The sequence below is a fragment of the Kocuria arenosa genome, assembly GCF_042879215.1.
Lineage (GTDB): Bacteria > Actinomycetota > Actinomycetes > Actinomycetales > Micrococcaceae > Kocuria > Kocuria arenosa.
In genome coordinates this window covers 105,047-121,885 of record NZ_JBHZTA010000009.1, presented here as the reverse complement: position 1 = coordinate 121,885, position 16,839 = coordinate 105,047, and the positions used below count along the sequence as shown (strand labels likewise).

General features: G+C 65.8%; 21 protein-coding genes and 1 riboswitch. Of the genes, 12 read left to right on the top strand and 9 right to left on the bottom strand.

What is annotated here, in order from left to right; all coding sequences use genetic code 11:
- Window positions 1-96: 96 nt before the first annotated feature.
- The 7 genes from ACFYE3_RS15285 to ACFYE3_RS15255 all read left to right on the top strand — a co-directional run bounded on the left by ACFYE3_RS15285 (window position 97) and on the right by ACFYE3_RS15255 (window position 5,488).
- A complete protein-coding gene (locus ACFYE3_RS15285; RefSeq protein ID WP_387610517.1) occupies window positions 97-291 on the top strand; it encodes a hypothetical protein in 195 nt (64 codons plus the stop codon).
- Between the two features lie 21 nt (window positions 292-312).
- Window positions 313-786 carry a hypothetical protein gene (locus ACFYE3_RS15280; protein WP_387610515.1) on the top strand — a complete coding sequence of 158 codons (474 nt, stop codon included), beginning with the start codon at window positions 313-315 and terminating at the stop codon, window positions 784-786.
- A gap of 72 nt (window positions 787-858) precedes the next feature.
- Window positions 859-1,521: a hypothetical protein gene (locus ACFYE3_RS15275; protein ID WP_387610513.1), complete on the top strand. Its 663-nt coding sequence runs from the start codon at window positions 859-861 to the stop codon at window positions 1,519-1,521.
- 130 nt (window positions 1,522-1,651) lie between these two features.
- Window positions 1,652-3,316, top strand: a complete 1,665-nt coding sequence (locus ACFYE3_RS15270; RefSeq protein ID WP_387610512.1) for an HsdM family class I SAM-dependent methyltransferase — start codon at window positions 1,652-1,654, stop codon at window positions 3,314-3,316.
- Window positions 3,317-4,228, top strand: coding sequence for a hypothetical protein (locus ACFYE3_RS15265; protein WP_387610510.1), 912 nt, complete (start codon window positions 3,317-3,319; stop codon window positions 4,226-4,228).
- A 318-nt stretch (window positions 4,229-4,546) separates the two neighbouring features.
- The gene (locus ACFYE3_RS15260) at window positions 4,547-4,885 is read left to right on the top strand and encodes a hypothetical protein (RefSeq protein ID WP_387610508.1); all 339 of its coding nucleotides are present in this window, start codon (window positions 4,547-4,549) and stop codon (window positions 4,883-4,885) included.
- Window positions 4,886-5,158: 273 nt separating this feature from the next.
- Window positions 5,159-5,488, top strand: coding sequence for a histone-like nucleoid-structuring protein Lsr2 (locus tag ACFYE3_RS15255; protein ID WP_387610506.1), 330 nt, complete (start codon window positions 5,159-5,161; stop codon window positions 5,486-5,488).
- Between the two features lie 460 nt (window positions 5,489-5,948).
- Here the strand turns inward: ACFYE3_RS15255 and ACFYE3_RS15250 are convergent, their stop codons facing one another.
- From ACFYE3_RS15250 to ACFYE3_RS15240, 3 genes are all read right to left on the bottom strand, one after another.
- A complete protein-coding gene (locus ACFYE3_RS15250) occupies window positions 5,949-6,299 on the bottom strand; it encodes a hypothetical protein (RefSeq protein WP_387610505.1) in 351 nt (116 codons plus the stop codon).
- The gene (locus tag ACFYE3_RS15245) at window positions 6,296-6,595 is read right to left on the bottom strand and encodes a hypothetical protein (RefSeq protein WP_387610503.1); all 300 of its coding nucleotides are present in this window, start codon (window positions 6,593-6,595) and stop codon (window positions 6,296-6,298) included. Before ACFYE3_RS15245 ends, ACFYE3_RS15250 begins: the two co-directional genes overlap by 4 nt.
- 211 nt (window positions 6,596-6,806) lie before the next feature.
- Window positions 6,807-7,055, bottom strand: coding sequence for a nucleotide-binding protein (locus tag ACFYE3_RS15240; RefSeq protein ID WP_387610501.1), 249 nt, complete (start codon window positions 7,053-7,055; stop codon window positions 6,807-6,809).
- Window positions 7,056-7,261: 206 nt separating this feature from the next.
- On the opposite strand from ACFYE3_RS15240, the gene ACFYE3_RS15235 reads away from it, so the two are divergent.
- Complete coding sequence (locus ACFYE3_RS15235) at window positions 7,262-7,627, top strand: hypothetical protein (RefSeq protein ID WP_387610499.1); 366 nt, start codon at window positions 7,262-7,264, stop codon at window positions 7,625-7,627.
- A gap of 471 nt (window positions 7,628-8,098) precedes the next feature.
- Here the strand turns inward: ACFYE3_RS15235 and ACFYE3_RS15230 are convergent, their stop codons facing one another.
- Both ACFYE3_RS15230 and ACFYE3_RS15225 read right to left on the bottom strand, forming a co-directional pair.
- Complete coding sequence (locus ACFYE3_RS15230) at window positions 8,099-8,572, bottom strand: DUF4383 domain-containing protein (protein WP_387610497.1); 474 nt, start codon at window positions 8,570-8,572, stop codon at window positions 8,099-8,101.
- Between the two features lie 370 nt (window positions 8,573-8,942).
- A complete protein-coding gene (locus tag ACFYE3_RS15225; RefSeq protein WP_387610495.1) occupies window positions 8,943-9,512 on the bottom strand; it encodes a hypothetical protein in 570 nt (189 codons plus the stop codon).
- A 561-nt stretch (window positions 9,513-10,073) separates the two neighbouring features.
- On the opposite strand from ACFYE3_RS15225, the gene ACFYE3_RS15220 reads away from it, so the two are divergent.
- Window positions 10,074-10,280 carry a cold-shock protein gene (locus tag ACFYE3_RS15220; protein ID WP_387610493.1) on the top strand — a complete coding sequence of 69 codons (207 nt, stop codon included), beginning with the start codon at window positions 10,074-10,076 and terminating at the stop codon, window positions 10,278-10,280.
- A gap of 102 nt (window positions 10,281-10,382) precedes the next feature.
- Here the strand turns inward: ACFYE3_RS15220 and ACFYE3_RS15215 are convergent, their stop codons facing one another.
- From ACFYE3_RS15215 to ACFYE3_RS15200, 4 genes are all read right to left on the bottom strand, one after another.
- Window positions 10,383-10,520, bottom strand: a complete 138-nt coding sequence (locus ACFYE3_RS15215; RefSeq protein WP_387610491.1) for a hypothetical protein — start codon at window positions 10,518-10,520, stop codon at window positions 10,383-10,385.
- Window positions 10,521-10,687: 167 nt separating this feature from the next.
- Window positions 10,688-11,520 (bottom strand): IS5 family transposase gene (locus ACFYE3_RS15210; RefSeq protein WP_449274657.1). Its coding sequence is split into 2 segments (ribosomal slippage): window positions 10,688-11,172 and window positions 11,172-11,520, totalling 834 coding nucleotides; the frame shifts between segments, so codons are not numbered across the junction.
- A complete protein-coding gene (locus ACFYE3_RS15205) occupies window positions 11,517-12,035 on the bottom strand; it encodes a hypothetical protein (RefSeq protein WP_387610488.1) in 519 nt (172 codons plus the stop codon). Before ACFYE3_RS15205 ends, ACFYE3_RS15210 begins: the two co-directional genes overlap by 4 nt.
- 194 nt (window positions 12,036-12,229) lie before the next feature.
- A complete protein-coding gene (locus tag ACFYE3_RS15200) occupies window positions 12,230-12,751 on the bottom strand; it encodes a ParA family protein (protein WP_387610486.1) in 522 nt (173 codons plus the stop codon).
- A gap of 946 nt (window positions 12,752-13,697) precedes the next feature.
- Window positions 13,698-13,883, top strand: a riboswitch (cyclic di-AMP (ydaO/yuaA leader).
- Between the two features lie 5 nt (window positions 13,884-13,888).
- Between ACFYE3_RS15200 and ACFYE3_RS15195 the strand changes: the two genes are divergently transcribed.
- The 3 genes from ACFYE3_RS15195 to ACFYE3_RS15185 all read left to right on the top strand — a co-directional run bounded on the left by ACFYE3_RS15195 (window position 13,889) and on the right by ACFYE3_RS15185 (window position 16,764).
- Complete coding sequence (locus ACFYE3_RS15195) at window positions 13,889-14,389, top strand: NlpC/P60 family protein (protein WP_387610484.1); 501 nt, start codon at window positions 13,889-13,891, stop codon at window positions 14,387-14,389.
- Between the two features lie 219 nt (window positions 14,390-14,608).
- Window positions 14,609-15,808: a pyridoxal phosphate-dependent aminotransferase gene (locus ACFYE3_RS15190; RefSeq protein ID WP_387610482.1), complete on the top strand. Its 1,200-nt coding sequence runs from the start codon at window positions 14,609-14,611 to the stop codon at window positions 15,806-15,808.
- Entirely contained in the window at window positions 15,805-16,764 is a 960-nt protein-coding gene (locus tag ACFYE3_RS15185; protein ID WP_387610480.1) for a 2-hydroxyacid dehydrogenase, read from the top strand. The genes ACFYE3_RS15190 and ACFYE3_RS15185 overlap by 4 nt, the downstream gene beginning before the upstream one ends.
- Window positions 16,765-16,839 lie beyond the last annotated feature (75 nt).

Genomic DNA, 16,839 nt, shown 5'->3' with positions numbered 1-16,839 from the left:
ACCCCAAGCCCGATAAAACGTCTCCCATCCCCTGCCTTCAGAGAGACACACGATGAGTAGCGCATAACTGTTGGCCAAATAAGTGCAACGGTTACGATGAACGCCATCGTGATCAATCGCGAGCTGGTCGGGCAAGTTTCAGAAAAAGTGGCGGATATCTACAGCTCCAAGGTCTGGCCCAGCTTCGAAGCCACCCAGAACCAAGCTTTAGCCCTAGAAACGGCCCTACTGTCGACCATGGGGATGAACCTACAACGCGACCTAGTCGATCAGCGTAACGCGACTCTATAAGATATCTACAATTGAGGCATTATGAATTGGTCTGCCGTAGTCGGTCCAGCAGTGGTGGCTGCCATTATTGCGGGCTTGGTTTCCGTGATAACAAACAATGCAAATTCCCAGCATGACAAGACGACATGGAATCGCGACAAGAAATACGAGTCCTACACGGATCTGCTGGAAAAAATAGAAAATCTTCTTAACTTCATTGGATTTGCAATAAGCCACCAACGTCTCGACGAGACGAAATATCGTGAACTCACGGCAAACATTAAGTCTCCTACGATTCGATTAGTAGCACCCAAGACCGTTCGTTCGGTAGCAAACGCTACTCGCACCGAGGTTCGAAATTATGGCAGATACGTAGCTAGCCTTACCTTGGAGTCCGCCACGGTTGAAGAGGTTGCCGAAACGGCGGAGCTTTACGAAAAAGCAATAGCCGCCAATGAAAGACTAGCTCAGGCCATGAGAGATGACTTGGGCTTCAGCAAGTACAACAAGGAATAAAAATTATTCCTAAGTTCGCCGCATCACAGCTTTTCCCCAATGAGCGTCAGAACCGTATACTACGATGAGCACATGATTTCCTCGACAACCCTGGCATCGGTGTCACTGACTACTACTCAAGTCACTTTGCTGCCGGCTCTTATTGCAGCTGTCGTTGCGGTCCTGGCCACAGTCGCCGCTCATGCCTTAACTCGTAGAAGGGATCACGAGAAGTGGCGTATTGAACAGTTGTATGAGGCGACGGGCAAGCTTTCGGCTGCCTTCCACGCACTCGACGATGCTATTTTCGCGTCTCCTCCATACGTGACGGCCAAACGTTTAGGCGCTTACCCTCACCCAATCCTGGATGATGATCCGCATGTTGCACTGGTCAAAGCTTCACGGAACTATGAAACTTCTCTGGACACGGTAGAAATGCTGTTGCGTGATCCCGAAGCTCGCATGGCGATCGAAGGTATCCGCACGCAGTTGAAGGCCACCACTAATGGTTTGAGTCGGGTCTACGAAGAGCAGCAGGTGCCGGGGTCGTCCTTCCACGACATTGACAGCGAACATCACGGAAACGGATCAAACCTTACTGCCCGGCATCAAGGTTTGGTTGCCACACTTTCGATTTCCTACTTTGCGCCGCGCAAATCGTGGCTACGCAGGCGATTGTTGTTGATGAGTGTCCGTCGCTGGGCACGGCGAGAACTTCGGATCGAACGGAAGCAGGCCAGCGCTGGCTTCAAATGAAGGGGTGGCACCAGCCTGCGCTGCACTTGGCTGAGTCGACTCGTCGGTCTGACCTGGACCGAGACGGTCGCCGGCCGCTGGCCGCTGGCCGCTGGCTAAGGGTGACAGGGGGGCGCCCTAGGATGAACCTATGACCGAAGCTGTGGCTCTTGATGTACTGCGTGACGGGGACACCGTCGATCTCCGCAAGGCCCGGGGGGCGTTTTTCACCCCGGGTGCGATCGTGGACTTCATCGCCCAGTGGGCCATCGACGAGACCACCGAGGCGGTCCTGGAGCCGGCCGCCGGGGAAGCAGCGTTCCTGCTCTCCGCCGCCACCCGCGCCCAGGAGATAGGCGGGACGGTGGAGCTGGTCGGGGTGGAGCTGCACGAGTCCTCGGCCGCCTTCGCCGGGGAGTTCCTGGCCGATCACGGGGTGCAGGCCCACCTGGAGGTCTCGGACTTTTTCGAGGTTTCGGCCTCCCCGCGCTTTGATGCGGTGATCGGCAATCCCCCCTACATCCGTTACCAGGCCCACGCCGGGGCCTCCCGGGCCGCCTCCCGGGCCGCGGCCACGGCCGCGGGGGTGGAGCTGTCCGAGCTCGCCTCCTCCTGGGCGGCGTTCGTGGCCCATTCCACCGCGTTCCTGCGGACGGGCGGGAAGCTCGGGTTGGTGCTGCCGGCCGAGCTGCTGTCGACGAACTATGCCGCCCCAGTCCGGTCCTTCCTGATGGAGAACTTCGCGGCGGTGGACTTGGTGCTGTTCTCCGAGCGGGTCTTCCCCACGGTCCAGGAAGAGGTCGTTCTGTTGCTGGCCAGCGGCTGGGGCCAGGGGCCCACGGACCGGTTCCAGCTCTTCCACGCGCACAACGCCGCGGATTTGGCCCACCTTGGGGCCCCGGCCATCTGGGTGCCGACCAGCACCGGGGAGAAGTGGACGGCCGCGATGGTCTCCCCTGTGGCCAGTGCCCTGTTCCACACCGTGGTCGATTCCCCCGGGTTCACCGAGCTGCGGATGTGGGGCAAGACCAGCCTGGGAGCGGTGACCGGCGGAAACCGGTACTTCACCATGACCGCCGAGGAGGTCGCAGAGCTCGGCCTGGGACGCGGCGAGGTGGTGCGAATCTCCCCACCGGGCTCCAGCCATCTGCGCCATCTGGCCCTGACCCCGGCCCGGTTGAAGAAACTCACCCAGGACGGCTCCGCCACCTACCTCTTCCGCCCCGGGCTCAACCCGTCGGCGGCGGCGAAGGTGAAGATCGCCGCCGGAGAGGCTGCCGGGGTGGATCAGGCCTATAAGTGCCGGGTCCGCACCCCGTGGTGGCGCACCCCGCTGCTGGAGGCCCCGGACCTGTTTTTGACCTACATGAACGCCGACATACCGCAGTTGGCCACCAACACCGCCCGGGTGCGGCACCTGAACTCCGTGCACGGGGTGTACCTCGCCGACCCCTACCACCAGTTGGGTCAGGAGCTGCTGCCGCTGGCTGCACTGAACACGGTCACCTCCCTGAGCGCGGAGACCGTGGGCCGGGCCTACGGGGGCGGGATGCTCAAGATCGAACCCCGCGAAGCCGACCGGTGGCACGTCCCCTCCCCCGAGCTGCTGGAGGAGCACCGGGAAGCACTGTTGGCGATCAAGCCCGAGGTCACTGCCCTGCTGGAGGGCGGGGAGCGGGGCCGGGCCACCGCCCTGGTCGACCAGGTGCTGCTCGTCGACGGGCTCGGGATGGCGCAAGAGGATCTGGAGGCCCTGGCTCAGGGTCGGGCCACGCTCAAGGCCCGTCGGGTCGCCCGCTCCAAGTCGGTGAAGTAAGTGGCGGCCGAGCACGGGGAGTTCGACGCTGTCCTGGCGGCAGCCGATTTGGCCGAGAATCCGTGGGACCACACCGGGGCCAAGCCGCGGTACCGCATCGCCACGGACCTGCTGCAGGACCTGGTGCGCCTGCCCATCGCCGATGAGGCCACCACCCAGAGCGGGCGCCTGGCCAAAGGCATCGACGCCTGGGTGGCGCATGAGTTGCGCCGGGCCGGCTTCGACCCCGACGACGTCTGGCCCCGGGCCACCAGACCCCGGGTGCTCCCCCGGGATGTGCGGCTGCTGATGGAAAAACTCCCCAAGGCCCTCAGTGCGGAGATCGCCCGCCGCCTGCCGGCCCTGACCAGTGTGGCGCCCTCCGACGCCCGATTCTTGGGGCGGGCCTACGTCAAGCAGGTCGATGTGGCCATGGCCCGCTGGGACCGGGGGCCGGAACTGCTGATCTCCACCAAAGCCATGACCGCCTCCTTCGGCAAGAACGTGGCCAACCGCTTCGAAGAAGCCTACGGAGACGCCGGCAACCTCCGGGCCCGCTACCCCCTGGCCGGAGTCGGGTTCCTCTTCGTCCAACGCGCCACCATCCTGGGCGAGAAGGACAAGGCGGCGTTCGAGAAGACCGTGGACATGATGCGCAAACTGCGCGACCGCGGCGACGGCAACGGCTACAACGCCACCTGCCTCCTCTTACTGGAATGGGACGACGCGAACCCCGGGGAATCCGTGCGGGTGCTCGACCACACCACCGGCCCCGACGATGAGCTCAGCGAAGGCGTGCCCGAGGACCTCGGAGCACCCCAGTTCTTCGCCTCCCTGATCGAGACGGTCCTGGAGGCCACCCCGGTCTCCGAACACGTCAAAGCCCGCGGACGCTACGCCGGGAAAGAACTCGCCGTCCACGAAGGGGAATAACCCCCCGGACCCAGCACTGTCTGGGCACCTGCTGCCGTGAACAGCCTGACTTGTGCCGCTTACCTGGTGATACGCCGTGCGCTGCACCGTATCTAGACCTGCCCACATTTGGGTGCAGAAATAACGGCGAGGACCTGCTGCAACGCACTATTGCTGGTAGGTGAGCCGTCGCTGCAGGGCATATTTCAGGTGACTCGAACAGATACCGACACGGGATCAGTGAATACCCGCGGTTGACCCGCCTCAGCAAGTTATCGTCGGGCAGACGCCGGTACGCGGTCTACTGCAATCGAGAATTGATCGACCTGAAAGGACAAAATGGGCACTTTTGACATCCACTCGGACATTCACGAGCTACCGGGCATCGCAGGTCCCGACGGCCTGGCCGCCTACGGACTTTGGGCGAGGGGCGGGGCCTGGAGCTCCCGCAACGGCCGCACAGGCATCGTGCCCAAGAAGATCGTGGAGGAGTTTGCCAGCGACGACCAGGAGTCCATCGAGCGACTCGTCTCCGCAGGGTTGTGGGAACCCATTCCTGAGGGCTACCGGATGCTCCGGGGCCCTAACGCCGATCCTGACCTACTCCTCCCACTGTGGCGCTACGGAGACGACGACGGCCGTTTCCTCTTCGAAATCGATGACACCCCAAACACGTAAGTTAGCGGCCCCCAGCCTCAAGTAGTTGAGCTTTTTGGGCGTCGTGGCGTGCACAGGACTTCGGTAAACGGCCGGCACATACAGAACTCGACTTGTCGATGAGAAGATCAACGAGAATTTACCGGTAGGATAACTGGTGCGCGAAAACGCTTACGGAAGTTTCAGACACCTCGATCTCCCCAACGGCACGCGGGAACGCGGGTCCGTTGCGGTGTTCCAGACCGTGAGCGCATTACCGCGAAAAAACGATCAAGCCAACGGAAAGGTGCTGTGATGGCCCAGAGCGTACAGATCATTCTGGAGGACGACCTTGAGGGTGGTCCTGCTGAGGAGACCGTCCAGTTCGGTGTGGACGGCCGGCAGTACGAGATCGATCTCTCCACCGCTAACGCGGAGAAGTTGCGGGAGGCCTTGCGCCCCTATGCCGCCTCCGGCCGGCGGGCTCAGGGCAAGTCGGCCCGGGCCACCGGGCCCCGTTCCTCCACTGGTGGCAACCCGGAGACGGCGATGATCCGGGCCTGGGCGAAGGAGAACGGTTACGAAGTTTCCGACCGCGGCCGCATTCACCAGTCCGTCAAGGACGCCTACTACGCCGCCCAGTAGCCCCCACTCCCTCATCCGGCAGTTGCCCGCCTTCCCGGCGTTCCGCAACAGCGGGCCCGGTGCTGGGCGGTCACTGCTGCAGCATCGCCGTGCAACGCCTCGGGCAGGGCTTGAGCACGGTGAGCGTCACCGGGCCCCTCCTCACGATGGCGCGCCGGTGGCAGGCTGACGGTCCCTGCCCCGTACGAAACTGCCGGGACGCCCCGCGTCCGGCCTGAACCGCGCTGGTCGCCCCTTTGGCGCCCGACAACTGCCCTCGCTGGGGGTTGGCCCTGGCAGCTTTCGGACCGAGCGCGGGCACCCGCGTCGTTCGAAGACCCACGGAACCACCCACCCCATCCCGCCGCCTGTCCAAAGAATAAGGAACCCGGCCCACCAGCAACGGTGAGCCGGGTTCCTTCCTCGCCGACCATGGGAAAGCCGCCCGCGGCCGCACCCCCTCCCCTATCGGGGGCGGGTGTTATCGGTTGAGTTGTTGGGCGTAGGCGCGCACCGCGTTTTCGATCACCGCGCGGGCGGTGCCGTCGTGCTCGGTGAGCTCTTCGATCAGATCGGAGACGTCCTGGGCCACCCGCACCCCGAGCTGGATCATGGATTCCCGGCGAGGCCGGCCACGGCCGCGCTTGGGTGCGGCCGCCGCAGGCTCCGCCGCCGGTGCCGCTGGCACCGGCGAGGACGACACCACCGGTGTCGCGGGCTGGGGTGAGGTGGCGCGTGGGGGTGTGTAGTCGACCGGGTCGATATGCTCATCCGGTGCCGGGCGGGGCCGGCGGCGGGCGAGTGAGGCGGGGCGCTCGGGCTGCTCGGTCATCGCAGCACCTTCTTCGCGATAGCGGTGTAGGCCTCCAGCACACGGGAGCCCTTGCGGTACTGGCCGTACCACTCCCCCGATATCCGTACCTCCTGGACGATCGCCCGGTCCGGGATCAACGGCTCCAGGAACAACCCCGTGGCACGCAGCTCCTCGAGGCTGGCCACCGCCGCCCGGCTCATGATCGTCTCCTTCACCCCGCCGACGACGATGCCGGCCTCGGTCAGGGTGTCCGGGGTGCTGCGCTGCTGGCGGTGCCGGCGGAACTGGGCGACCGTGCGCCGCGCCCCGTCCACCTGCGTCGATGCCGTCGCTGGTGGCGGTGGCGGCGTAGACCACGGTGTCCCCCGCGTTCAACGCCGACAGCGTCAACGGGCCGCCCGGCCGGTTGGGGCAGTCAATGACCACCACCTCCGCGGCCAGACCGGTCAGCGAGATCAACAGCGGCCGCTCGTCCATGATCGACCCGGTCCGCTTCCCGGTGGGAGACGGTGCGGGCCGAGGGAATCACCCGGAGGTTGGGGTGCCATCTACTGGGCACCGCGAGGTCCTCGGCCCAACTTTCGGGGTTCTTGTTACCCAGGATCGGCCTCGACGTGCATTCCTTCCGCCGTGGGCTGCACCCCGAACCACTTGGTGGAGGCCGCAGGGGTCGAGGTCGATGAGGACGACTTGGCGCCCCTGGGCGGCGGCGACCATTGCTCGGGAGACGGCGGTGGTGGTCTTGGTGACTCCGCCGGCGGCCGCTGCTGGCATCGAGGGCGACCTTGTTCACCGCCGCGCCAGGACTTGTGCTGCCCCGGGACAGCTGCGGTGAAATCCCTGTCCACGTCATCGCGGGAAGGGGAGGTCATACTCGGCCTTCCCTGCGCCTGCCGGGCTCGAGTGTTCCTGAAGGTGGGTAGCGTAATTCGGGCGGACGCCCTCGGATTCGCGCACTGCACCGATGAAGGGATGAAGAGATGGGCACCCCACAGGACTTCGGATTCCAGTACAACGATGCCACCGGGCTGACAGAGGAGGATTTCCAGCACCTCCTGAAGGCCGAGCCGGAGAAGTACCCGGAGCATCTACAGATCGCAATGTCCCTGGATCAATGGGTCCAGACCGTGAAGAGGCAAAAGGCCTCCGGCGAGGTGAACAGCCTGGACCAGCAGCGCCTTGAAAGCTTGCTGGTCGCACTCCCCGAGGTCGCCACGGCCATGCGGCAAGGACACTTCCTGCCCGGTAAGCAGCACCGGGCTCCCACGGAGGCAGAGCTGGAGAACGCAGAGCGCGCTGCGGACGCCAAGCTCAAAGCGGCTTACGAGGAAGGCTATAACGGCTAAAGAGGGCCAGGACCTGCGGTGTTCCGAGGGCCTGACCTCTATCGCGTCGGAAGTGCTCTCAACAACCTTTGCCGGATAGTCGCCAGCGCGATTGGTGATGGCCGCGGCCGGCGAAGCGGCAATGGCCAGCGAGGGCATGACGTTATGTCCACGGGCCGGACTCGTAGAACTGGGGGCTGCCCACCCCCTGTGCTCATGCGGAAGACCCCGCACCCGTGATGCGGGTGCGGGGTCTTCCGTCTGTTGCCGCCAGGTGGACCTGGCCGGGATCCTCAGTCGCAGCCCACCCCCCTCGCCGTCGCAGCCCGGTGAAGGGCCGTGGCCGGGCTGGTCGACATGGACTAGGGCTTCAGCGGCCCCGCCACGATGTGGGAACCGATACCACTGGCGGGCATCTCTGCGATGTCAGGAGCCCGGTGCGAGCACAGCGAGTGGTTGCTACACCACCTGCCGCCCCTGCAGGCCCAGTGATCAGTAGGCCGGGCCGGTGGTGATGCGTGTGGGGCCGCCGTGGGTGTCCCGGCGCAGGAAGGACAGACCCACCATGGTCACGCCCAGCACCAGGTGCAACCAGTTGTCGGCGTCGTTGAGGGGAACGAAGTTGGCCTGCGAGTTCTGTCCCACGAGCAACCCGTAGATCCACAGCACGAGATAGACCGCCCCGCCCCAGCGCAGATAGTTCCGCGCCCCGGAACCAGTTCGGGCCAGGACGATACCGGCGACGCCGTAGAACAGGTGGACGATGTTGTGCAACCAGGAGACCTGGAAGAGGCCCATCAGCATCGCCTCGGAGTGGTGACCGGCGGCCATCAGCTGGTCGTAGTTCGTGGTGACCCCGGGGATGAACCCGGCGAGACCCACGAGCAGGAACACGGCCCCGTAAAGCAGGGCCGCGATCTGGACCGGTGAGCGGTGAGAGGTGGCCCGGTCGGCGGGAACAGTCATGATCTTTCCTCGTTTCGATCGTGGCGGACACGGCCCCCCAACAGGGACATCGCAACAACGAACAAGCACTCACCAGCGCTGCAAAGCATGCTTACGGTACCCAGCCTAGGCAGTCGCCAATCCTTAGCCCAAACATTTCTCCACCTGGTCAGTGACCCTCACGGTGCTCCACACTGGTGCTGTGGCGGAATGCATCACCCACGCAGAAAGCCGGGCACCACCCCTGGTCCGGCTTTCTGCATGTCCCGCATGGCGCTCACCGGTCACTCGAAAAACTCTGTTCGATAATGCTCCCCGTGCGGGCCACCGCGGGCCGGGGTGCCGGTACCGGCGAAAGTGTTGTGGAAGTGAGCTCGCCCTCTGGGGGTGCTCAGCTGATCCAGGCGTGCTGGGCCGGGGACCAGAACACGACCCCGGGCCCGTGCTCGGCCAGCTGCTCGCGGATCTGCTCATCGGTCATCGCCGAGGACCCGGCCAGGGGATGGACGTCCAGGCGCGCCACCGCGGTGCGGGAGGCGGCGTAGTACCGGTCGGGCTCCTGGGCGAAGATTGCGGTGAGCTCCGCTTCGGCCAGCAAAGCGATGGCCACCAGCTCCCGGTCGTAGGGAACCTCGTAGAGACGTCCGCCGATGAGCTCCTGATAGCTCAGCCCGGCCCGGGTGAAGTCCCCAATCCACGCCGCCAACTGCTCCTCGCGCACCTGGCACTCCTGCTCGGTCGCCCCCCGGACCCTCAGCTGCTCCGGGGCCCCATCGCCCTCGGTGACGACCGCGACCACGGTGCCCTCCAACAGCAGTTCCAGGCACTGGGCCGGATCCGCCCCGGGATAGGCCTCCTGGCTGGCGGTGTAGGCGCCCAGCACGTAGTGCGTGGTGGCCGGGACGGGCCGCAATGTGGCCGGCAACAGGCGGGTCGGAATCGTGGTGTGAGCAGGTGCCATCTGTTCTCCAGTAGGTGAGGCGGGAGGGGGACGACCCCAGTCTCCGCCACCGCACCAGCGATTGCCCGGCACCAGGGCACGGCATTGGGTGTGCGACCGGGTCAGGGTGGCCGGTCACACGATGACCACATCCCGCGGGGAGCACTGAGCGGGCACCGAGCCAGCCCTCCGGTCGTGCGTCCGGGGGCAACCACCCACCGTGGCGGAGATGGGTCACAGGCTCTATCAGGCGTCATCTTCCTGACCTCCTCGCACCAGCACTCCGGAATCAAGGCGGGACACGTGAGAGTCCGTCCCCGTCCCCGCCCCTCCCCCGCCGGCGGTGCGACCCCGGTGACAGGACCGGTGAGCCGGCCCGAGACCACCCACCCGGTGAGCACAGCAGGCAACGTGGTATCACTGACACCCCCGGAGCAGGTGATCCATGCGTCGCATGCGATCAGCCCCTGTCCGAGGACGGTCCTTTCTGCCAGGGTGGACACCGTACGTCCCTGACGTGCACGAGCCCTCCGAACCTCGGGGGTGGCTCGACAGTTCGCAGAACAGAAGTAGGTAGAAGATATGACTACTGGTGTGGTCAAGTGGTTCAACGCCGACAAGGGCTTCGGCTTCATCACCCCCGACGACGGCTCCAAGGACGTGTTCGCCCACTACTCCGCCATCGCCTCCAGCGGGTTCCGCTCCCTCAATGAGGGCGACCACGTGGAGTTCGAAACCCAGTCCGGCCCCAAAGGCCCCCAAGCCGCGAACATCACCGTCATCCCCTAACACGCACCGATCTCCCCGCGGAGATCCCCGGTAGCAATTGGAAGGTTGCAACACCGCTGAAGACGATCGCCACCCCGTCCCTCAGGCGGGGTGGCGATCGCCTTACCCTCGGCGCACGTTCAGCAGCGTGTAGCCATCAGGAATGGTGGTCAACAGCTTCTGCCGAGCCTGGTCGTAGTCCGCGCCTTCGGCTTCGATTTCCTTGACCTCATGGGGCCGGATCGTCCCGATGACCATCATGGGCACGTCCTTCTGCCCGACCTCACACCCCGGCGGGGAGGCGAAACCCGGCCGTCACAAGAAGCGACTCATTGAATATAGGCACTGCATGTAAGGCTTTCACTAGGCGCAATGCATGCGCTGATGGAACTCACTTGCTGTGTCAGCGGGTGGGCTTAGACATGGTCTCATAACTCCGTTGCCTTACGCAGTCGACGGAGGTTGATGAGCGTGACAGCGAGCAGAAGCAGGGGCAGCAGAGTGGCTTCGGTGCGGTCGTAGCGGATCCCGAGGCGCTTGAAGCGCAGCACCCAGGAGATGGTGCGTTCCACGACCCAGCGGTGCCGACCCAGGTGGGTCTTGGCCTCGATCCCGCGTCGGGCGATCCGAACTTTGATGCCCCGCCGGTGCAGGTAGCGGCGGCACCTTGGGTAGTCGTATCCCTTGTCCGCGTGCAGTTTCTCCGGCCGGCGGCGGGGCCGCCCCGGACGACCGCGTCGGCCGCGCACACTCGGGTTGGTCTCCAGCAGTGGCTCGAAGAGTTTGCTGTCGTGGACGTTGGCTGCTGAGGCCAGGACGTGCAGTGGCAGGCCGGCCGCGTAGGTGAGCAGGTGGTACTTCGTGCCCGGTTTCCCGCGGTCAGTGGGGTTGGGGCCGGTCAGCTCACCCCCCTTTTGGCACGTACGGACACCGCGTCGATGCTGGCCCGGGACCATTCGAGGATCTCCTCCTCGGAGAGCTCCTCGAGCACGGCTCGGTGCAGCTTCTCCCACACCCCGGCCTCCTGCCAGGCGCGCAGCCGGCGCCCGGCGGTGTGCCCGGATCCGCACCCCAGGGCCGGGGGCAGGTCCCGCCACCGGCACCCGGTGTGGAGCACGAACAGGATCCCCTCCAAGGCCGCCCGGTCCTCAATCCTGGGTCTGCCACCGGGGCCTCGTGGCGGTGGCTGGGGCGGGATCAGCGGGGCGATCAGCTCCCACAGACGGTCATCGACCATCCACGACTGCGTCCTCGTCGTCATGCAGGCACAGTGAACCACTCACAAACGAGTGGGCAACGACAGATCAGGTTTTGAGAACAGGTCTTATTGGGCAGCCGCTTCGGGGGCACCGGCAGACTCCCGCCGTTGCGCTGGGTGGCCTCTTGGATGGCGATGCGCAGGGCTTCGGCTGCCAGTTGACTCACAGACTGCATGCGCCCGGCGCGGCGGTCGATGCCGGTGGTCTCCTCCATCTTCGAGATGGTGTCCACAGGCAGGATGGAGGCGCGGTGGACCTCGCGGTTGCCTTCTTCCGGATCAGGATGGGCCTCGGCCAGCTGCGCCCGCTCGGCCGGGGTGCGCCGCGTATGAGTGTCCAGGGCGGTGGCGATCCAGCGGGCGAAGCTGGTGGGCGGAGTGCTGAGAGTATCCGGATCGGCCACATAGGCCGACTTCGCCCCCTCCAGGGTGCCGTGACGTAGATACAGACCCAGCCGGGCCGTGCCGGCCGGAAGGGTTTGAGGTCGGCGCAGGCCGCTACCGCCACGCACGGTCACAGCCGGCTCCTCGGTCGACTCAGCGGCGACGGATGGCGCGGCGGGCCGCTCACCCGCCGACTGCTCCGGTGCTTCCGCTACAGGGGCAGCGGCAGGTCCGGGAACTATCTCAGGAGCAGGTTCGACCACGGGTTCTTCGATGGGTCGGGAGATGGCGGCCTTGTTGCGATCTTTGAGAGACTTCCGCGCCGGCATCAGACTCGAGCTCCTGTGCTGGCTGAGATGATCGGAGACACAGCCGCCCGGTAGTCGGCGGCGACCTTGGAGGACGGGTCGTAGACGGACACCGGCATCCCGGCCGTGTAGGCATCACGCACGGACACCGCCTCGCGCACCGGTGCAGTGACCTTGCCCGGATGCATCTGCTCGAGCATCTCCACTACCTCCTTATCCAGGGTCCGGCGCCCGTCGTAGCGGGTGGGCACCACCCAGGACACCGCCGGTCCAGGACGGATCCGGCGGGTCAGGCGGGCCTCGATCACATCGGTGAGCCGGGTGAGCTGGTCCAAGGCCTCCACCTCACATGCCACCGCGGCCACCACCACATCAGCAGCAACCAACCCGGCCAAGGTCAGCCCCGACAGCGCCGGCGGGGTGTCGATGACCACGTCGTAGAAACGCTCGGCCACCGTGGGCAGATGATCGCGCAAAGCGGTCACCAGATCAGAGATCTGATGGGTGTCCATGTCGGCCAGTTCATGGGTGCCGGCCAGCACGTGCACCCCTGGCACCGTGTGGTCAGGTGTAAGTGGGCATGACGTTATTGACTCGGGTCGGGATTCGTGGGGCCGAGGGCAGTTGCGCCCCGACGTGTGTTGCTTCCGCCGAGGCCTGCCCCTCGAACCACTTGGTGGAGGCCGCGAGGAGGTCAAGGTCACCGGGTACGACTTGGCGCCTCTCGGTCGCGGCAGGCCGGCGTCCAGCTTCGATTCCGATGCGTACGGCCAAGAACATCACCGCCACACATGCCTGAGGCGACGAGGTGAACCCGTTGGTGCCAATCTGTCGCTGAGCGCTGTTGGTACCGCCCGTACCGACCCCGTGACTCGCACGGAAGCCCGCATCCTCGGTGTCCACCATCGGCGGACCCTGCGGAGGGAAGCCGGACCCCCACCATGCCGCCGCCACCTCGCCCCTCGTCGAAGCAACGCCTTCGACGGAGCGCTGCTGACTCGCTGGAGTGAAGCGCGTACCCCAAAAGCGTCCGCAAAGAAAACCAACCCACGCCGAGGAATCACCACGAACACAGTCCTTTCTTTTTGTGAATTCATGTCTGAACCCCGGAACGCACAAAAGAATCGTCCTTACCGCCCTGGGGGAAGGGACCGCTCACGACGACAATCAAAGGCTTCGTGGAGCTTTCCCGACAAACTATGGCGCCATGACACAGGTGTCGCCATCGGACACTCCACTCCAGAGCAAGGGCGTGCTCGGCCGCCGGCATGACTTCGGTAGAGGCCCAGGTCAAGACCACTTTCGTCTCGATTTAAGCCTCCCTGGGGATCTCCATCGGTGCCCCTCACCAAGCCACGCTGTCCGGGCGCGGAGGTGCCCTGCCGGGCCGACACAGAAGCCGAGACACGCCCGTGATCAAAACGAGACTTTCCCGTTATTTTTCGATTAGTGTTCTCTCCGTACCGACCGCCTCACCGATCGGTATCCCCGTGCACATCGCCGAATTCTGCCGGTGCTCGGGGCCCCCAGAACACATCGCTCGGCAGAAGCGGGGGAACCATGAACGGTCCCTCCCCCGGGACCTAGGGGTTAAGTCGTCAGGGCCCCCACCCTGCGACCGGGTGTCTCCCACCCGCATCCGACAGCTCACCTCGCAGGCAAGAGGGAGGACATCACTCATGCCCATTTTCCAGTCCCGCACGCCCCGTCACCGCGCCCAGAGCTCGTTCCGTCCCGGGCGCAGCGCGATCCTGGCCGTCGCAGGCGGCGCCTTGGCGCTCAGCAGCGTGGCCCCGGCCCAGGCCGCCCCCGCCGCAGCCCCCCAGCAGCTCGTCAGCATCCAGTCCCAGTCCGGCAAGGCCGCGACCATCGCCGCCGCGGCCAGGAACCAGCTCGGCGTGGGCCAGGACTGCACCGCCCTGGTCACCAAGTCCTTGCGCGCCGCCGGGATCAACCACCACGGGTGGCCGGCCTCCTACCTGAAGCTCGGCACCCGGGTCTCCGCCGCCCAGGCCCAGCCCGGTGACCTGGTCTACTACGCCAACGGCGGCATGGGCTTCGCCCACATCGCCGTGTACATCGGTGGCGGCAAGGCCGTCCACGGCGGCTGGAACGGCAACCAGACGGTCATCCAGACCGTCAACGTCGGCTCCGGTCCCGTCTACATCCGCGTGCGCTGACCCCACGCACATGAGCAGGGAGTGCGGTTCCCGACCGTCCGGCCGGGAACCGCGCTCCTGAATCCCACGGGGAGGACCACTGGACGTGGGAAACCTCGCGGCGACGTGCACTGTGAAAATCCATCCGGGGACTGCCCTTCCCAGACTGATATATGAGTCGTATGCTCAGTTCGGATCCGTAGGAGGATCTATCGCCAACTCGACGAGGAGTGGAACAGCATGCGGCAACTCGCGCACCGGCTCGAACGGCTGGGCACCGAAACCGCCTTCAGCGTCGCCCAGGCTGCTGCCGCCTGGAAGGCGGAGGGGAACCGCGTGTACCCCTTCCACCTCGGCGACATCAACATCCCGACGGCCCCGCACATCGTCGAGGCGATGAACCGGGCGATCGCCGACGGCTACACGGGCTACTGCCCCGGCCCCGGCATCCCGCAGCTGCGCGAGGCCCTCGCCGAGGACCTCGGCTCGCGTCGTGGCATCGACCTCACGCCCGACAACGTCGTCGTGATGACGGGCGGCAAGCCCGTCATCACGAAGTTCCTGCAGGCGGTCATGAACCCCGGCGAGGAGGTGCTCTACCCGAACCCCGGCTTCCCGATCTACGAGTCGCAGATCGAGTACCTCGGTGGCACGGCCGTGCCCTACCGCTACCTCCCCACGCCGGAGGGCTTCGCGATCGACCTCGACCAGGTCCGCGCGTCGATCACCCCGAACACGGTCGCCATCATCTACAACGACCTGCAGAACCCCATCTCGGCCGAGTCGACGGCGGCCGAGCGCGAGGCCGTCGCGCAGCTCGCCCAGGAGCACAACCTCTGGGTGCTCTCCGACGAGGCCTACTTCGAGACGCGCTACGAGGGGGTCTCGAGCTCGATCGCGTCACTCCCCGGCATGGCGGAGCGCACCGTCATCCTCTACACGTTCAGCAAGAAGTTCGCCATGACCGGTTCCCGCCTCGGCTGCGCCGTCGCGCCGGTCGAGCTCGCCAAGGTGCTCAGCACGCTCAACACCAACGACGAGTCCTGCACCACGCACTACGTGCAGTGGGCCGGCATCGAAGCACTCCGCGGTACGCAAGAACCCGTGCAGCAGATGCTCGACGTCCTGCGCGAGCGCCGGGACGCCGCCTGTGAGCTCGTGAACGCCACTCCTGGCATGCACGTCGCCGTACCGCAGTCGACCTTCTACCTGTTCCCCGACGTCACCTCCGCCATGGAGCGCATGGGCTACACGGCAGTCGGCGACTTCGCCACGGCGGCCCTGCACGAGACCGGCGTCTCCTTCTGCACGCGGGAGCACTTCGGCCGACGCCAACTTGGTGAGGAGCAGCAGTACATCCGACTCGCCTACTCGGGCATCGACGTCGCCGACATCCGCGACGGCCTCGGTCGCCTGTGCCAGTGGATCGAGTCGGCATGAGCCGGGTCGTCGTCACGGGACGGGTGCCCGACGCCGCGGTCGAGAAGCTCCGCGCCGAGCACGAGGTCGATGCCTGGCCGGGTCCGGAGTCGATCGGCCGCGAGGAGCTCCTGCGTCGAGTGGCCGGCGCCGATGCCGTCGTGAGCCTGCTCACCGAACGCATCGACGCCGAGCTGCTCGACGCCGCCGGACCGCAGCTCAAAGTGGTCGCGAACGTCGCGGTCGGCTACGACAACATCGACGTGCCGGCCTGCACCGAGCGGAGCGTCGTGGCCACCAACACACCTGGTGTGCTCACGGAGGCGACTGCCGACATCGCGCTCGGCCTTATCCTGATGGCGACCCGCCGGCTCGGCGAGGCGGAACGGCTTATCCGCTCCGGCCAGGCCTGGAAGTGGGGCATGTTCTTCCTGCTCGGCAGCAGCCTGCAGGGCAAGACCCTCGGCGTCGTCGGCATGGGAGGCATCGGTCAGGCGACCGCGCGCCGGGCCAAGGCCTTCGGCATGGAGGTCGTCTACCAGTCGCGCAGCGAGATCGACCCCGGGATCGCCGCCGAGCTGGGCGCCCGGCGCGTCGATCTCGAGGAGCTGCTGGCCGTCTCCGACGTCGTGTCGCTGCACTGTCCCTACGGGTCCGCCACACATCACTTGATCGGCGCTGAGCAGCTGGCGGCGATGAAGGACTCGGCGTACCTCGTCAACACCGCGCGCGGACCGATCGTCGACGAAGCGGCCCTCGCGTCCGCGCTGCGCGAGGGCCGGGTCGCGGGTGCCGGACTGGACGTTTTCGAGCACGAGCCCCAGGTGCATCCCGAGCTGCTGGAGCTCGACAACGTGGTTCTGGTGCCGCATCTGGGTTCCGCCACAGTCGAGACGCGCACCGCGATGGCAGTGCTCGCCGCCGACAACGTGCTCGCCGTGCTCAGCGGGGAACGACCGCCGACACCGATCGGTTAGCTGCAGGACCGCCGGCTCCACCTCGAGCGGCGTGGGATTCCGGTGCCACGTCCCCGGCAGGACGGCCGCGGCGGT

Excerpts from the sequence above, each read along its gene's own strand:
- ACFYE3_RS15285 (WP_387610517.1), top strand. The coding sequence starts at position 97 with ATGAACGCCATCGTGATCAATCGCGAGCTGGTCGGGCAAGTTTCAGAA.
- ACFYE3_RS15280 (WP_387610515.1), top strand. The coding sequence starts at position 313 with ATGAATTGGTCTGCCGTAGTCGGTCCAGCAGTGGTGGCTGCCATTATT.
- ACFYE3_RS15275 (WP_387610513.1), top strand. The coding sequence starts at position 859 with ATGATTTCCTCGACAACCCTGGCATCGGTGTCACTGACTACTACTCAA.
- ACFYE3_RS15270 (WP_387610512.1), top strand. The coding sequence starts at position 1,652 with ATGACCGAAGCTGTGGCTCTTGATGTACTGCGTGACGGGGACACCGTC.
- ACFYE3_RS15260 (WP_387610508.1), top strand. The coding sequence starts at position 4,547 with ATGGGCACTTTTGACATCCACTCGGACATTCACGAGCTACCGGGCATC.
- ACFYE3_RS15255 (WP_387610506.1), top strand. The coding sequence starts at position 5,159 with ATGGCCCAGAGCGTACAGATCATTCTGGAGGACGACCTTGAGGGTGGT.
- ACFYE3_RS15250 (WP_387610505.1), bottom strand. The coding sequence starts at position 6,299 with ATGACCGAGCAGCCCGAGCGCCCCGCCTCACTCGCCCGCCGCCGGCCC.
- ACFYE3_RS15240 (WP_387610501.1), bottom strand. The coding sequence starts at position 7,055 with ATGCCAGCAGCGGCCGCCGGCGGAGTCACCAAGACCACCACCGCCGTC.
- ACFYE3_RS15235 (WP_387610499.1), top strand. The coding sequence starts at position 7,262 with ATGGGCACCCCACAGGACTTCGGATTCCAGTACAACGATGCCACCGGG.
- ACFYE3_RS15230 (WP_387610497.1), bottom strand. The coding sequence starts at position 8,572 with ATGACTGTTCCCGCCGACCGGGCCACCTCTCACCGCTCACCGGTCCAG.
- ACFYE3_RS15225 (WP_387610495.1), bottom strand. The coding sequence starts at position 9,512 with ATGGCACCTGCTCACACCACGATTCCGACCCGCCTGTTGCCGGCCACA.
- ACFYE3_RS15220 (WP_387610493.1), top strand. The coding sequence starts at position 10,074 with ATGACTACTGGTGTGGTCAAGTGGTTCAACGCCGACAAGGGCTTCGGC.
- ACFYE3_RS15215 (WP_387610491.1), bottom strand. The coding sequence starts at position 10,520 with ATGATGGTCATCGGGACGATCCGGCCCCATGAGGTCAAGGAAATCGAA.
- ACFYE3_RS15195 (WP_387610484.1), top strand. The coding sequence starts at position 13,889 with ATGCCCATTTTCCAGTCCCGCACGCCCCGTCACCGCGCCCAGAGCTCG.
- ACFYE3_RS15190 (WP_387610482.1), top strand. The coding sequence starts at position 14,609 with ATGCGGCAACTCGCGCACCGGCTCGAACGGCTGGGCACCGAAACCGCC.
- ACFYE3_RS15185 (WP_387610480.1), top strand. The coding sequence starts at position 15,805 with ATGAGCCGGGTCGTCGTCACGGGACGGGTGCCCGACGCCGCGGTCGAG.